This is a genomic window from Spirosoma sp. (assembly GCF_048594605.1).
Taxonomy (GTDB): domain Bacteria; phylum Bacteroidota; class Bacteroidia; order Cytophagales; family Spirosomataceae; genus Spirosoma.
In genome coordinates this window covers 1-16,167 of record NZ_JBMDWV010000254.1, presented here as the reverse complement: position 1 = coordinate 16,167, position 16,167 = coordinate 1, and the positions used below count along the sequence as shown (strand labels likewise).

General features: G+C 48.4%; 13 protein-coding genes. 3 read left to right on the top strand and 10 right to left on the bottom strand.

All coding sequences use genetic code 11. The features are described from left to right. Positions 1-123: 123 nt before the first annotated feature. The 7 genes from ACOJS8_RS15805 to ACOJS8_RS15775 form a co-directional block, all read right to left on the bottom strand. Complete coding sequence (locus tag ACOJS8_RS15805) at positions 124-1,044, bottom strand: cation diffusion facilitator family transporter (protein WP_420149511.1); 921 nt, start codon at positions 1,042-1,044, stop codon at positions 124-126. Between the two features lie 103 nt (positions 1,045-1,147). Continuing rightward, a complete protein-coding gene (gene eutC, locus ACOJS8_RS15800) occupies positions 1,148-1,909 on the bottom strand; it encodes an ethanolamine ammonia-lyase subunit EutC (protein ID WP_420149510.1) in 762 nt (253 codons plus the stop codon). 37 nt (positions 1,910-1,946) lie between these two features. Continuing rightward, positions 1,947-3,341: an ethanolamine ammonia-lyase subunit EutB gene (locus ACOJS8_RS15795; protein WP_420149509.1), complete on the bottom strand. Its 1,395-nt coding sequence runs from the start codon at positions 3,339-3,341 to the stop codon at positions 1,947-1,949. 63 nt (positions 3,342-3,404) lie between these two features. After that, positions 3,405-4,724, bottom strand: coding sequence for an ethanolamine permease (gene eat / locus ACOJS8_RS15790; protein ID WP_420149508.1), 1,320 nt, complete (start codon positions 4,722-4,724; stop codon positions 3,405-3,407). A gap of 68 nt (positions 4,725-4,792) precedes the next feature. Next, on the bottom strand, positions 4,793-7,327 hold the full coding sequence (locus tag ACOJS8_RS15785) for a phosphocholine-specific phospholipase C (RefSeq protein ID WP_420149507.1): 2,535 nt from the start codon (positions 7,325-7,327) through the stop codon (positions 4,793-4,795). A 535-nt stretch (positions 7,328-7,862) separates the two neighbouring features. After that, positions 7,863-8,120 (bottom strand): hypothetical protein, encoded by a 258-nt coding sequence (locus ACOJS8_RS15780; RefSeq protein WP_420149506.1) that lies wholly within the window; start codon positions 8,118-8,120, stop codon positions 7,863-7,865. A 620-nt stretch (positions 8,121-8,740) separates the two neighbouring features. Next, complete coding sequence (locus ACOJS8_RS15775; protein ID WP_420149505.1) at positions 8,741-9,886, bottom strand: hypothetical protein; 1,146 nt, start codon at positions 9,884-9,886, stop codon at positions 8,741-8,743. A 260-nt stretch (positions 9,887-10,146) separates the two neighbouring features. Between ACOJS8_RS15775 and ACOJS8_RS15770 the strand changes: the two genes are divergently transcribed. After that, complete coding sequence (locus ACOJS8_RS15770) at positions 10,147-10,950, top strand: hypothetical protein (RefSeq protein ID WP_420149504.1); 804 nt, start codon at positions 10,147-10,149, stop codon at positions 10,948-10,950. An 18-nt stretch (positions 10,951-10,968) separates the two neighbouring features. Here the strand turns inward: ACOJS8_RS15770 and ACOJS8_RS15765 are convergent, their stop codons facing one another. Then, a complete protein-coding gene (locus tag ACOJS8_RS15765; RefSeq protein ID WP_420149503.1) occupies positions 10,969-11,628 on the bottom strand; it encodes an NAD-dependent epimerase/dehydratase family protein in 660 nt (219 codons plus the stop codon). A gap of 204 nt (positions 11,629-11,832) precedes the next feature. Between ACOJS8_RS15765 and ACOJS8_RS15760 the strand changes: the two genes are divergently transcribed. Further along, positions 11,833-13,206, top strand: coding sequence for an amidohydrolase family protein (locus tag ACOJS8_RS15760; RefSeq protein ID WP_420149502.1), 1,374 nt, complete (start codon positions 11,833-11,835; stop codon positions 13,204-13,206). Positions 13,207-13,460: 254 nt separating this feature from the next. Next, positions 13,461-13,928 carry an Hsp20/alpha crystallin family protein gene (locus ACOJS8_RS15755; RefSeq protein ID WP_420149501.1) on the top strand — a complete coding sequence of 156 codons (468 nt, stop codon included), beginning with the start codon at positions 13,461-13,463 and terminating at the stop codon, positions 13,926-13,928. Positions 13,929-14,028: 100 nt separating this feature from the next. On the opposite strand, the gene ACOJS8_RS15750 is transcribed toward ACOJS8_RS15755, so the two are convergent. Further along, entirely contained in the window at positions 14,029-14,469 is a 441-nt protein-coding gene (locus ACOJS8_RS15750; RefSeq protein ID WP_420149500.1) for a VOC family protein, read from the bottom strand. Between the two features lie 51 nt (positions 14,470-14,520). Then, positions 14,521-16,167: AAA domain-containing protein (locus ACOJS8_RS15745; protein WP_420149499.1), on the bottom strand; the 1,647-nt coding region annotated here is incomplete at its 5' end.

Below are 16,167 nucleotides of genomic sequence, written 5' to 3'. Positions count from 1 at the left end.
GAGCCTGAGTTGATTGTCCGAAAGGTATAGCGTCATTTTACTAAACCCCCTAAATCCCCTGAAGGGGACTTTGCTCACTCGCAGACAAAGTCCCCTTCAGGGGATTTAGGGGGTTTTTTAACTTTAAACCGACTGTCTGGCAGCTTCATATTCGTCCGGCTGAATGATGACGAAGCGAACGAGCCTGAATTCTCTTTTTACCGATTCACGAATGCGATCAATGGCTTCCGTAATATCGTCCGTTTCCAGGTCGGGTCGAAAGGCGATAATAAGCATAAGCAGAACTTCTTCCGGTGCCTGATAGGTCGATAAGATGCTTAGTACTTTATCAACAGCCAGATCGTTTTCAGCCAAACGTTTTATTCGCTTACGCGTTTCATCGGAAATCCCCTCGCCCATTAGCAAACTATGGCTTTCGCGGGCAAGTATAAACGAGGCAAATACGAGCAATAATCCCACCAGTACCGAAGCGACACCATCCAGCACAGGGAGATTGTATTGATGCTCGACGACCATAAAAACGGCAACGATGGCTAAGCCCATTACGGCGGCACTGTCTTCAAATAAAACCACAAAACTGCTGGGATCTTTACTTTTGATAATAGCTTCCCAGAAGGAATCTTTACCCCGAACAGCATTGAATTCTTTAATGGCTATAATTAATGAGCTGCCTTCAAAAAGGATAGACAGGCCGAGTACCACGTAGTTCCAGGTGGGATCTGTTAGTGGCTCAGGATCAAGGATATGCAGGACACCTGTGTAAATGGAAATACCGCCACCCAGACCAAAGATGAGAATTGAAACGATGAACGACCAGAAGTACAATTCTCTGCCATAGCCAAACGGTCTTTTGATATCGGCAGGCTTTTTACTACGCTTCAGCCCATAAAGCAGTAAAAGCTGATTAACTGTATCGACTACGGAATGCACCCCTTCCGAAATCATGGAAGAACTGTTTGTGAAACCACCCGCCGTAAACTTGGTAATGGCGATGAGCAGGTTCGCTATGAGTGCACTGTAAATCGATTTATTCGTTTTGGCCATGCGTATCGGCGTTGAGTAACTACCTAAGCCGCGAACCCTGCCAAAAGTTTAGCGAACGAGTAAAATTCGTTTGCTAAGCAGAGCGACGATTTTCAGGAGAATGTCACTCCAGAAGTCCGTCGTTATCTTTCAAGGCTACCCCGGTCAGTTGCAGCCGGAAAGCTGACTGAATCAGATATAGCAACTTGTCTACGGCCATAGCAGGCGGCAAACCCTGTTCCCGAATGTTCGAAATGCAGTTGCGTCGTTCGTCGGTAAGGCCGGGTTGTGGCGCATACGTAATGTAGGCACCCATGCTGTCGAACGAGCTAAGGCCTGGGCGTTCCCCAATCAGAATAATGGCCAGTTGCGAACGTAGCAAGCCCCCGATAGCGTCCATGATGGCAACACGTCCCTGCTCGACCACTATAACAGGCGCGAGTGAGTAGCCCGCCTGCCGTATTTTTTCGACGAGCGAATTGACTACAGGAGCCGCATTCTGCATGACCGCTGTTGCTGAAAGCCCATCGGCAATAATCAGACTAATGTCGGCAGGAGGGAGGTTAAGCTGCTGAAGTTTTTCGGTAGATGTATCGTCCAGTAAGCGGCCTAAATCCGGTCGTTGCAGAAACGTATCGCGGTTTTCGGCCCGACTCCGAACGTAGTGAATGGGGAGATTCGCAGGGGCTAAAGTCGTCTGTAATTCAGCAATATCCAGGTTAGAATAGACCGCGTCTTTGGCGTGCGCATGAGCGAGTTTGAACCGGAGCGACTCCCGAAGTGGAATAGAAACGCCGGTACGGCCGAGCGCAATGCGGGCGTTCGTATAAGCTTTTAAACTCTCCCATTCGTCGGCGTCAGCGCCTGTTTTTTTTAGCTCATTCATCGGTTTTTAGGTAAGGAATTGCAGGTGGCATGGGGTATTACGTATTAGTAAACAATCCTTGCCATCCCGGCAATTCTCTGCGGCCCGTGCCTTTACCCAGCCGGTAGCCTTGAGCGTCCATAATGCCCTGGCGAAGCAGCCATTCTTCAAATTCCGGCGCCGGGCGCAGGCCAAGTATCCGGCGCAAATAAAGGGCATCGTGGAAAGACGTTGACTGATAGTTCAGCATGATGTCGTCGGCTCCTGGAACCCCCATGATAAAATTGATGCCTGCTACGCCCAGCAACGTCAGCAACGTATCCATATCGTCCTGATCAGCCTGTGCGTGGTTGGTGTAGCAAATGTCCATGCCCATTGGTAAGCCCATCAGTTTTCCGCAAAAATGATCTTCGAGTCCCGCCCGGATAATCTGCTTGCCATCGAACAAATATTCGGGACCGATAAACCCAACGACGGAATTGACCAGAAACGGGTTGTAGTGCCGGGCAACCGCATACGCCCGTACTTCGCAGGTTTGCTGATCAACGTTATGATGCGCACCGGACGATAACGCACTGCCCTGACCCGTTTCAAAATACATCAGATTGTTGCCAAGTGTTCCGCGTTTCAACGCTAATCCCGCTTCATAGGCTTCCTGCAAAAGCGGCAACGTAACGCCAAAGCTCGCATTCGCTTTTTCGGTACCGGCAATCGACTGAAAAATCAGATCGACGGGCGTTTTCTGCTTCACCAGTTGCAACGTAGTGGTAATATGGCTCAATACACAGCTCTGCGTCGGGATAGCAAACCGCTCGCGAATCTCGTCAATCATGTGCAGCAGCCGGGACGTAGCAGCCGGACTGTCCGTAGCGGGATTAATCCCAATCATCGCGTCGCCACTGCCATAGAGCAACCCATCGATCATACTGGCGGCAATTCCCTTCCTATCATCAACCGGATGGTTAGGCTGTAACCGGACGGACAAATGCCCTCGCAACCCAATCGTATTTCGAAATCGTGTAATTACTTCACACTTTTTTGCCACCAGAATCAAATCCTGATTGCGCATCAGTTTCGATACGGCAGCTACCATTTCGGGTGTAAGTCCGGGTGCCAGTTGTTGTAACGTAGCGGTGTCGGCTTCGTCGCTCAGTAGCCAGTCCCGCAGATCGCCTACCGTGAAATGGCTGATCGGTGTAAAGGCTGTTTTGTTGTGCGTATCAATAATCAGGCGCGTTACGTCGTCTTGCTCGTACGGAATAACGGCTTCGTTCAGGAACGTAGTGAGTGGTAAATCTGCCAGGGCCATTTGAGCGGCTACACGCTCTTCGTATCGTTCGGCTGTCAATCCGGCCAGTGCATCACCCGAACGTAGCGGACTTGCTTTGGCCAGTAGCTCTTTCAAATCGTTGAAGCGATACGTAAAACCACCGACGGTACAGTGATACGCCATGATGAGGTCTGGTTTTGGCAGTAGTTATTGGCTTGATTTAGAGATAAACAGACATTCTTTCTATCAATTGGCCGTTACGTCGGTCGGCCATTCCTGCATGCTCCTTTTGTATTGACCCGTTATGTAGAACAAGCCCGCAACTATAATCAATCCGCCAAGAAACAACAGACTCAGCCAGCTATAAAAATAGAGCATGGCAGCTAAGGCGACAACCGCCAGCAATAAGGCAATGGCCGGAAAAACGGGGTAAAAAGGTGCTTTGAAGGATCGGGGCATGTTGGGCTGCGTTTGTCGAAGCCGGAACAGCGCCAGCATGCTGATGATGTAGACAACGACAGCGCCAATCGTTGAAAGAACAACCAGGTGGCTGGTATTTAACAGGACAAGCGCCAGGATTCCGAACAGGGCACCGACCAGTAAAGCCCAATACGGCACCTGCCTTTTTTTGCTCACCGTCGACAAAACGCGTGGTAAGTAGCCGCTACGTGCCAACGCAAAAATCTGTCGCGAATAACTGATAATGATACCGTGAAAGGAAGCAATGAGGCCAAACAAACCAACGCTGGCAAAGAATTTGGTCAGCGGATTCTGCCGACCGAGCACGATGGCTACGGCTTCAGGCATGGGATAGTCGAGGTGGTCCAGGTTTTCCCAATTAGTGATGCCGCCTACGCTAATCATAACCGTCAAAGCCAGCACCGCAATGGTCGTTACGGCCGAAATATATCCTTTTGCAATGGCGCTTTTCTGATCTTCCACTTCTTCAGCCACCATCGCTACGCCCTCCAGACAAACAAATAACCAGATGGCAAACGGTAAGGCCGCAAAAACACCACCCCAGCCAAAGGGCATCGGATTGTGCAGAAACGTATTGAGGCTGGTGTGCGGAAACACAACGCCCATAAATAGCAGCAATTCGCCAATAGCAATCAGCGTCATAATGAGCGAGAACCAGGCCGCTTCCTGAATGCCAAGTAAATTAATCAGTGTAAAAACGACGAAGGATAACACCGAACACAGGACGACGGGTATGGATGGATACAGAAAATGGACGTAGCTACCCAGTGCCAGCGCAATGGCGGGTGTTGCAAACAAAAACTCGATCACCGTAGCATAACCGGCAATTAGCGCGCCAATTGGGCCAAAAGCCTGGAACGCGTACGCAAACGGACCGCCCGCGTTCGGAATAGCCGTTGTTAGTTCGGTGAAACTAAAAATGAATGTGAAATACAGTACCGTAATGATCAGGGCAGCAATGAGCAACCCAACCGTTCCGGCAACGCCCCAGCCATAATTCCAGCCAAAATACTCGCCTGAAATGACCAGCCCAACGCCAATGGCCCACAGATGAACAGGTTTTAACGCTTTTTTTAATTCAGGCATGTGTCAAAGGGTGAAAGAGCGAAAGATTGAATGAGTGAAAGAGTGGCTGGCGCATCAATTTCGCCCTTTTATTCTTTCGCTCTTTCACTCATTAACTGGACAATCGTTCCTGCCATCAGCGGGTCAGTATAGCCTGATTTACCCGTTTCCACGCGACCGGCATATTGTTGTTCAAAGGAATCGAAACCCGCCACCTTTGCGCTGAAATCGTACCAGTTGTGGCTATTTTTCAGATTCAATACCAGCATTTGCTGAGCACCTTTTGTGCCTGCCTTTTCCAGTAGTTTCTGCTCGCCTTTGGTATGATATGCATTATCAATAAGTTGTACCTGATGCGTTCGCTGAGCGTCGGTATTTTTAAGCTTCACCACTACGTTGCCGGTAAGCTGCTTTTTCACATTTCGCTCATACTCGCAGGTAATTTCAACGGGCGGGTTATTGGGTCCTCCTTTGAATTCACGGAAAAAACCGTTCGGGCCGTAAATACGTAACTGATAAGGGGTGTCGACTGGCCAGGAATCTGACAGTTGATCGCCAGCGGCAACGGTGTACGAACGTAGCGCTACGTCGTCGTTCAATAGCTGATAGACCTGAAAGGGCGCGCTCAGGGATTGTTTACCAAACACTTCGTTTCTAGCCGCCATCGTCAGCATAAATTGCTTCCCATCACTACGTCCGTCAGCATATAGTTCGTAGGGCAGCGCATTGGCTGGGCGTACGCCTTTTTCCTGGTTGGGGATGTGTTCAGAAACGACGGGGTCCTGATTGATCTGGCGTATTTCATCGGCACTGAAGGCTTTATAACCCGATGGGACGGGTTTGAACTGCGCTTTATGAATACTCTCGATAAACGCTTCTTTGCCCACAAAGGCCGGAAGTTTGATTTTTTCGCCCTGATACGGACGGAACGCCGACGTCAGGTCGCCACAAACAGTACGTCGCCAGGCGCTGATATTCGACTCCTCAATTTTCTGGCCTTTTTTATGACTTAAAAATTTCTCCAGAAACTGAAGCGTCGATGTATGGTCAAAAACTTCGGAGCATACGTAACCGCCACGGCTCCAGGGTGATGCAATGACCAGCGGCACCCGGTAGCCTAAGCCAATCGGTCCGGTACGTCCTTTGTTTGGCCGTTTGGCCTCCTGTTCCTGCGTAACAAATTCCAGTCGCGTGTCGATGCCTTTGCTGGTGAGGCCGGTTTCGGGCTGATCGGGGTGAGCGGGAAGGAAAGGCGGTACGTGGTCGAAATAACCGTCGTTTTCGTCGTAAGCCAGAATAAAAATTGTCTTTTTCCAGACGTCTGGATTCTGCGTCAGAATGTCCAGTACTTCCGACAGATACCAGGCACCGTACCAGGGGGCACCCGGATGGTCAGAGAAGTTTTCGGGCGCTACCAGCCAGGAGACAGTAGGTAGTTTTTGATTCTTTACATCGCTTCTGAACTGATGCAGTACGTCTCCTTTGGGTACTTGTACCTCGCGTTTGGTACCGCCATCCTGATACGTTAGTGTCGTTAAGGTATGATAATCCGGATCGCCGACATTCGTCGCAAACGCTTTCTGGCAGAGATTTTTCTCTCGTTGCGACAATTGGTTAAATTTCTCAGGCGTATACTTCACCAGATCGTCCTGAATCAGTTTTTGCCAGTGCTGTTGCTGCGCCAGTTCCCGCTTGGTGCGGGCATAGTCTTTATCGCTTTCGGCCATTGCTTTCAGCTTCGTTTCCAATGCCTCAATACGTCCGGGAAGCGCTTTCTCTTCTCGCTGAATAAACGGATAATAAGCCGGGTGGAACCGAACCTGATACTGTGAAAACCACTCGATTGGGTTGTCGGTAAAGTTGCCCAGCCAGGCATCGGCTTCGCCCGCCAGACCCGTCGGTAAACTGATTTCGTTCTGGTAAATTTTCCACGTAACGCCTGAATCTTCCAGTCGCTCAGGAAATGTCGTCCAGCTAACTTCGCGTTCGTAGTCAACGTTTTCGTTACGTACGTTGGCCATCGCCTTCGAATCGCGCGGGTCGCGGACGGAACCTGTCCAGAAGTATAGTCGATTGGGGGTTGTGCCTGTTAACGACGAGCAGAAATTTTGGTCGCAAACCGTGAACGCATCGGCCAGTGCGTAATAAAACGGCAGATCGTCGCGGTTGTAGTAGCCCATCGTCAGGGGCATGTGTGCGTATTCTTTGTGACCAGATTTCTTGGCTTCGAGCCAGCCGTTGTAGCGTCCATCGTTACGTGCATCAACCTGATTTTCCCAGGAGTGGGGCAATGAACTCATCCAGGTTGCTTTGGTATCTTTTATGTTCAGCCGAAACGGGGCGAAAGTTTCATTAGCCGCGTTGGTCTGTAGCCAGACTTTGTTTTTGTTTGGCAGGTCGATGGCTCTGGGATCGTTGAAGCCCCGAACACCCTGCAAGGCTCCGTAGGTATGATCGAATGAACGGTTTTCCTGCATCAGAATCACAACGTGTTCGGCGTCCAGATACGTAGTACCGGGTTGCGGATCAATGGCAAATGCCTTTTGGATCGATTCGGGCAATACACCCGGTAGACTGGCTGATAAAAGGGCAGCTTTCTTGAGAAAATCCCGTCTGGAATCCATGTAGGACAAGTGATTGTAAAATGAGTTGATTAGGTTCTGGCTCTGACTGTTGCCGAAGATACAAAAAATGCGGAAGCAGCCCTAGTAAAGCCGCTTCTGTAAGAAAACATAATAAATAGGTAATGGTAATTTAGCAAATAGAAGTTGGTAAGAATTCCCGACATGACAAGATGACCATTCTCAACGTGATGAGTTACGCACTAGTAGACAGATTACAATATGACATAGCCTCTCACCTGCTATCTATTAGGCGAAGTGGACTTGCAACAGTATAGTGGAGATTTTTCTTAAGCAGCCATCGATGAGGTCTAAAAATAAGATTCCTGTTGAATAGGCTGCGGTAGCCCAACGACGAATGTTTCCGCTGGCGCAGGGCGGCCTGTGCCGTTGTACCAGCCTTCACTATACTCGAAGGTGGCTAACCGAGCTGGTGCACGCGTCGTTTAACCATGATCAAATCGAAGTTTGCCCCAAATCTGCATAAAAACAGTCTCCAGGCAAATGTAGCCAGTCCATCGAGGAGCGATGGACTGGCTCATTGAGGTTTGGCTTCCAAAAGCTGGGTCCATTCCTGTTCTAAGGCTTCAATTTGGGCTTGAATGGGTTGGCCATCAAAGGCCTCAATGGGTAAGTGTATACACTCCCCTTTGTCAACAAGAATAGCTACTGACAGGCTCCACTTATCGGCTACCAGTTGGGTTAACTTCTCGAAGGCTGATTCATACGTTTTAATCCAAAATCCTACATTTTCATACCAAATGCCTTGTTTAAAACCATCAATAAAAACCATCATATTAAATTAAATTCTAACATATGAACATGCAACTTTATATTAACAAAAATAGAATAATTGATCAAAAAAAAGAAAAATGATTAAAAATTTTGTTTTAATATGAAAAAAATGTATATTTTTAGTTTACACTAATCTTATTTATGAAAAAATGTCTTCAGGCCCTGTTGGCCAGTTCGTACTGATAAGTAGGAGTAGCCCATGAATTCACCAGGGCCTGCTTGGTTAGTTTATTTTCAGGTTATTAACTTAGGGAAGTCAGGTCTAATTTGTTATTAAGGTGCCCGATCGACGACTCAGGGAATTACGCTTTCTGCCCCGAAGTGTCTTTTCCGGGAAATTGCCAGAATGAATCCTCTATCTAAATGAGAGTGGGACTGACTTATTGGGTGCGCTGACGAATATGGCTGAAAAGTCTGCTTTGCTTCTGCTGGATCAGTATCAGACCTTACTGTAATAAAAAAGCAAACCGCTTTAACTGGAGAATAAGTCTTTTTTTTATCCTAAAAAGCCTCTATGTGAGAGGTGCCTGCTCACTTTTTGCAGAATAACGATTACGGGAATTCTCCCCAACTTTTGTTTCCTAATGGAATTATTAAGATGCAGGCTGTTATGAAAAGTAATTAAATCAGCTTTTCAGGTGGTGAAATCGTTGTACGTCGGGGTTGGTATTGCACTTTGCGAGGCCGGCTAAATCCACTCAGACCAATCTGGATGTTGATCAGTCCGCCGGAGAAAGGTTCTGACTTCAGCAGCGGGCTGTAGGATATTTTAGTCCTGAGAAATAAGAAGTTATCTTCCGATCGGTCGGCTCGGCGAAGGTTATTCATCAGTTTTAAATCGACGATAAGCCCGGCCGTCGGTGCATGGCTCTCCATAGAAAAATTCTGATAACGCTCGTTCTTATGGTCACGGGGGATTATGCTGAAATAACGATAGCCAACATACGGAATAACCCGATTATGCGCTTTAGTGGTTAAAATGCGCCCAATCGCTAAATCTCCGACGATTGGACTAACCTGAATTCCGGTTTCCCAAGATTGATTTTGATACGTAAATCCGGATTGGATTGTACCGCCAAACATGGTTGTCTGAGCCAGCAGCAAATTTTGCCGGTAGGAAACTTCCAAACCGACGCCAAGACCCGCCGAAGCATTGATAATTTGAGCCAGAGGACCTGTTGGCAGAGCAACGCCCCCGTTCAGGAAGATACCATAGCCCATTTTCGATAGCCGGTACGTTGTTACTAAGTCAGGGGTATCGTAGAGTTGCTTGGCTACCTGACGCTGCCAGCGTTGAAGAGCCGGCAAATCGTCGCCCCCGCCGGTCTCGCTCCGGAATCGATTGACTTCGCCACCCAGCTCGGAATTGGTCAGGTATTCAATCTGTTTCGCCTTTTGCTTGAAATTTTTGTCGATACCGAGCGCAATGAGTTTGGCTTTCATCTGTCGGGCATGCACCTCAACCAGATCGAACAACAACTGATTATAGACGAGCGTACGTTCGTTACGTGCCGTTTCGGAAATCCATGATAAGTTGCGAAACATAAGGCAGAACGATTCAATAACCGGCTGACTCCAGATCGAGGTTGGCCGCACTTCATAACCAATCTGATAGTGAAATTCCGATCCGCCCAGGCCTGGATGTGTGGGAGCATGAAAATCAGAAAGCAGCAGACGTCGGGTTGCGCTCCAGTGTAACGTATCAATCGTCGTTTGCGCCGAGCAAAGCAGTGGTGACAGCAATAATACGACGAGTAGACGGTTCATGGCATAGATACGTTTCCTTGTGTCAATACTAACAATTTTTACGCAAAAAAGGACAGCTTCGTTGCCCGAACTGTGACAAGCGGTGATTGAGATAACTCTTTGGCTAGTCGATTGGCTATAAACAGCTTATTAATCGGCTAACCAGCTACCCGTCCGGGCGATACGTAGTGAACCTGCTGCCGGTGGTTTCAGTGGTGGCGCTTATGAGTAAAAAACGCATGATTTCTACCTTGCGATCAGTACAAGACCAACTTTATCCTATGCAGGTACGTCAACTGATGAATCGTGTTCTTTATCTGAGCGTTCTCCTGTGTCCTGTGTGGAGCCATGCGCAAAAAGCAACCGAAATTCGACGTTTTCAGCCGAAACAGGTGCAGCAGGGCGTAGCAGTCGATCGGCAGTATTTCTATGTCATCAATAATCATTCATTAACGAAACATGTAAAATCCGATGGCAGGCTGGTTGCGACCTGGGATGATACGACAGGCTTGTTGAAGCACATGAATAGTGGCGTTGTGGTAGGTCAGAAATTGTATTGCACACACTCGAATTATCCCGATGTGCCGATGGCAAGCTCCATCGAGATTTTTGATACGCGAACGTTAAAACACGTTGGTAATCACAGTTTCGGGCTGTTTCCTGGCTCCGTTACCTGGGCTGATTTTTATCAGGGATACTGGTGGGTGGCTTTTGCCAATTATTCAAACAAAGCGTCGGCCGAAGGGCGTGACAATCGCTGGACAACCCTGGTTAAGTTCAACGAAAACTGGCAACAACTGGAAGCCTGGGCTTTTCCGGCGAACGTATTACAGGCCTTTGCGCCCTACAGTACGTCGGGCGGCACCTGGGGAGCGGATAAACTTATCTATTGCACGGGGCACGACAAACCGGAAATGTACGTATTGAAGTTACCGGAGCGAGGCCATACGTTGCAGTACGTAAAAACCATTCCGACCATCAGTGAAGGGCAGGCTTTTTCCATCGATCGAAGCATTAAAAACAAGCAGGTGTTTTACGGTATTACGCGTAACGACAATTACGTGATTGTATCTGCAATCGACTGATTTTGAGCTCAATGTTTTTTATCGCCTGGCTAACGTAACAATATCTTTTACCTCCAGAATCTGCTTTTCGTAGCCCTTCGTAACGGTGTTAATCATTGCCTGTCCTACTTCCTGCAATGTACAGAAACCCGCTGGGTAAATCGCCCGACCGATTGGATAGAGCCAGGCAAGAAGCGTATAATAGCTCTTTACGTTTTTCTGGCCGGGCACCGCTTTCATAAAGCCCGGCCGGAACATATACGCTTTTTTGAACAGGCGCATCAGCGCATTTTCCGTAGCGCCTTTTACGCGCGCCCAGGCAAGGCTTCCCTGTTCCGTACTGTCGGTTCCGGCACCCGTTACGTAGCAGAAGGTCATGTCCGGATTGTGTTTCGCCAGTACGTGCGCTACGTTCATGGTGAGATCGTAAGTCAGATGTTTATACTCCTCGTTGCTCATGCCAACCGACGATACACCCAGACAGAAATAACAGGCATTATAGCCCGTCAGTTGACTTTCAATGGATGTCAGATCGAAAAAATCCTTATGAATGATTTCTTTTAGTTTGGGGTGCGATATGCCACCGGGTTTACGGTTGATGACCAGAATATGCTCAACGTCGGGATGCTGTAAACATTCGAGTAAGACGCCTTCGCCTACCATACCCGTAGTGCCGGTTATAATTGCTTTGATTTTCATAAGGATAAAATTATTGACTACAGAGCCACAAACAGCCGATTCGAATCATTCATCTTTGTGCTCTTTGTGGTCAGAATGATTCATTGCCGAACAGGCTTCGTTTGTGCTAATCGTGGAATGAATTTATCGGCTTGTTCAACAGTATCCAAACCGCCTGACATCTCTTTACTAATCAGAAGCTTATTCTCTAAACTAATTTAAGGTATGCGAAATCTGCTTTTTACGCTGCTCATCAGCCTGCTCCTCGCCCCATGCTCGCTGCTCCCAGCACAAAGCCTTGTTAGTAATGGCCAGCGCGAAATTGTTTTTCGATCGGTGAATGTCATTCCTATGGACCAGGAACGGGTGCTCGAGAACCAGACGGTTGTCGTGAAAAATGGACGGATAACCGGACTGGGAAAGGAGGGTAGCGTAAAATTTAGCAACAATGCGCTGGTTGTCGATGCGAAAGGAAAATACCTGACGCCGGGCTGGGCCGAAATTCATGCACACGTACCGCCCATCGATGATATCGAACCGATGAAAGAGGTGCTGATGCTATACCTGGTCAATGGAATAACCACCATTCGGGGCATGCTCGGCCATCCCAGACACCTCGAACTACGTAGTAAAATCAACAGCGGGGAAATTCTCGGGCCTCACTTCTACGCAACGGGGCCATCCTTCAACGGGCAAACCGTAAAAACGCCGGAACGCGGTGCCGAAATGGTACGTGAACAGAAAGCAGCGGGCTATGATTTTCTGAAACTACACCCCGGCCTCACCAACGCTACGTTCCCGGCCATTGCTAAAACAGCCCATGAAGTCGGTATCCCGTTCGTTGGGCACGTATCGTTCAATGTAGGTGTCTGGCGGGCTATAGAGGCTGAGTATTCGTCAATTGATCACCTGGACGGTTTCATTGAAGCCATAGTGCCAAGGTCTGACACGTTGGCGGAGCAGGAAACCGGCTTGTTTGGTTCCTGGATTGCCTACCGCGCCGATGAATCGCAGATTCCTAAACTGGTGAAGGGTTTGCGTGATAAGCATATCCGCGTGGTGCCTACGCAGGCATTGGCCGAACGTTGGCTCTCTCCGCTACCGGCCGATGCATTTGCCAGTGCGCCTGAGTTCAAATACATGAAACCGCAGGAAGTGACGAACTGGATAAATTCGAAAAACAGCTACAACAACAACCCGAAATTTTCGAAGGAACATGCCGAAAAACTGATTCAGATACGTCGTAAGTTGATTTACGAATGCCAGAAAAACGGCGTGGATATTTTGTTAGGCTCCGATGCGCCACAGGTACTCAACGTACCCGGCTTTTCGATTCATCACGAGATGAAGTATATGGTCGACGCTGGCCTGACGCCCTACGAAACGTTACGTACCGGAACTGTCAACGTAGCGTCGTATCTCAAGAAGTCCGATTGGGGTACTATCAAAACTGGTAATGTATCCGATTTGGTACTGCTCAATGGCAATCCGCTGAAAGACATTACGCAGACCCGGAATATAGAAGGGGTAATGATCGGTACGAACTGGCTACCGAAAGAGTATATTCAAGCGGAGTTGAAAAAACTTGAGAAGAAGTAAGCATTAAACGAGACAAAACGACACCGGACGGGCAATCAATGTACGTCGTTGCGCCGTCGGTGTCGCGTCGGTTTAATTTTTTATGACAAAAGGTTTACATAGTATGACTTTTGGCTGACAAAATTTCTGGTTTGCCCTGTCATTTTGTTCATGAAACCATGTCAGTCAATGCATAAGCTAGGGTTTGGCATTTGTGTTGCTTACGTATCGAGCGAAAACTTTTCATGTTTCACTTTTAAACGATAAGATTAACTATGTCACTGGTTAAATTCAATGGAAACGGGAAGCTTCCCTCTCTGCTGGATGAATTCATGGGCAGAGACATGAACGAGTTATTTAACTTCAACACAAACTGGCCGGGTATAACCCGGTCGCAGGTGGGTACGTTGATACCGGCGGTCAACATCAGGGAGTCTACAGACCGGTACCATATTGAGGTGGCTGCACCCGGCATGAAAAAAGAAGATTTTACCCTAACTCTCGATAATGGTAAGCTGACCGTTGCTACTCAGCAGCAACACCAGGAGGAGGTAAAAGATCAGGATGGGCAGTACACCAAGCGGGAATTTAGTTATCATGCTTTTGCCCGCTCGTTCTGGCTGCCAGATAGCTGTGCGCAGAACCGGATTGAAGCCCGCTATGCAGATGGAATTCTGCACATCGATCTTCCTAAAAAAGAAGACGCTATCCCCAAGGCTCCAACCCAAATTCAGATTTCTTAATTAAGGGCTGGCGTTGATTTTCTCCGGCTGGGCATTACGTCCTGGCCGGAGAAAATAATTGTTTTCGTCTAATCCAGCGCCACCTGCAAAAAAAGTAAGCTTAGCGTTGGCCACCTGAGATCGTTACCATCCAGTTTACGCCAAACCTGTCCGTTACCATACCGAATACATCTCCCCAGAATTGTTTAACAAGCGGAGCCTTAACATCCCCATTTTCAGATAGTTTGTCGAAATACGTCTGCAAACGCTGCTCGTCGGAGCCTTCCAGCGATAAACTAAACGGGTTGCTATTCTTAGCTTCTGTACCATTCGGGTTATCGCTGGCCAGTAGTACGACATCACCCGTAAGGCGGGCGTGCATAATTTTGTCTTTTACGTCGGCACTATTCGCTTTCGGGTCAGCATGAGCGTCGGCAGGTCCTTCGCCAAACGTAGTGAGCATCAGCTCTCCGCCAAATACATGCTTATAAAATTCCATTGCTTCGCGGCAGTTACCATCGAAGAAAAGGTATGGGTTGAGGATTACAGAATTGGGATTCATAAGGTTCGTTTTTTGTGATAAATGTAAGAATACAGGCCAAACGTGTTTGGCTCACAGCCACTCCCAGGCACTTTGATAGGCGTTGAGCTTTTCGGAATAGGCAATAAAATCGGCGTAAAACGGAAGGTTTGCCAACGTAGCACTATCGCCAACAATGACCAGTTTTTTGCGGGCACGGGTCATCGCTACGTTCATTCGGCGAATGTCGGCCAGAAAACCAATGTCGCCTTCCGTATTGCTACGTACCAGAGAAATATAAACAATATCCCGCTCCTGCCCCTGAAAACTATCAATTGTGTTGATCGAAATACTGTCGCCATACGCCTGTAGTTCAGGATGTTGCAGAGACAGCTCTTTCAGAATATTTATCTGCTGTTTATACGGCGAAATGATGGCGATTGTCGGAAAGTTTTCTTTCGTGTACCGCGTACTCAGATCGGCCACCCGCTGACTCAGATGCCGTATCAATAGTGCGGCTTCTTCGGGGTTTGTTGAACTGGTGCCATCCAGTTTTTCGTCAAATCCGCAACCCGCCGTATCGACAAATTCCAGCGCCGTATCCCCTTCAAACAGCGAGTGACTGGCAACCGATGCGTGTGCTTTCACTTTATTCTGGTAAAATACCTGCGACGAATAGCCCATGATATGTTCGTGCATTCGGTACTGCTCATTCAGCAACGTAACGGCTTCCGGATGCAACGTAACGCACTTTTCGAGCAACGTAGTACTCAGTCCTTTCCTGGCCGCTTCCGGCGATTTGATGGTTGGTGGCAACTGGCAATGATCGCCCGCCAGCACCACTTTCTGTGCTTTCAGAATCGGAATCCAGCAGGCGGGTTCCAGCGCCTGTCCGGCTTCGTCAATCACCACAGTATGGTACGTCAGATCGCGAACGGTGTAATGATTGGCCCCCACCAACGTAGCGGTAATGACCTGCGCTTTGGCAATCAGATCGTCCGTTACGTATTGCTCCGAGTTCGCTACGTCTTTCATGATCCGGTGGGCTTCATCGAACAGGGCTTTTCGTTGCTCGCGCTCCGCTTTGCCAAAATTGCGCTTGTACTTATGCGCCATGTTCCGAAACTCATTGGCTTGCTTTTTTAGCTTTTTGGCTTCTTTCATATACGGATGCTCGCTCACTTTGTAATCTAATGTCAGCGCCATCAACCGTTCCGATACGCGGGCCGGATTCCCGACACGTAATACGTTCAGCCCTTCGTCGTGCAGTTTTTCGCTCAATAAGTCAACGGCCGTATTGCTGGGTGCTACAACCAGAATTTTCCGGTTATCCTGCTTGATCAGCGCTTTAATGGCCTGTACCAACGTAGTGGTTTTGCCCGTGCCGGGAGGCCCGTGCACAATGGCCAGCTCGTTGGCCGTTACGATCTTCTCGACCGACGAAACCTGACTCGGATTGAGTTTGGGCAGCGAGAGGGTAGGAGCTTCAGGATAAAACGTTGGTGATTTTTCGCCCGTCAGGATTTTGATTAATCGATTATCGGATTTATCGCTTAACGTATTGGCCGTTTTAAGAGCCTGCTCCATTTCATCATAACTGTTCTCATCGAACAGCACTTCAAGCCCTAGTTTGCCATCCCGCGACCAATCGGGCAGTTCATCGGTACGTAGCGTTATTTTGGCCCGGTTTCCACCCTGAAACGAAATAGTGCCTTCAACCCGGTCGTTTTTGGGGTCATG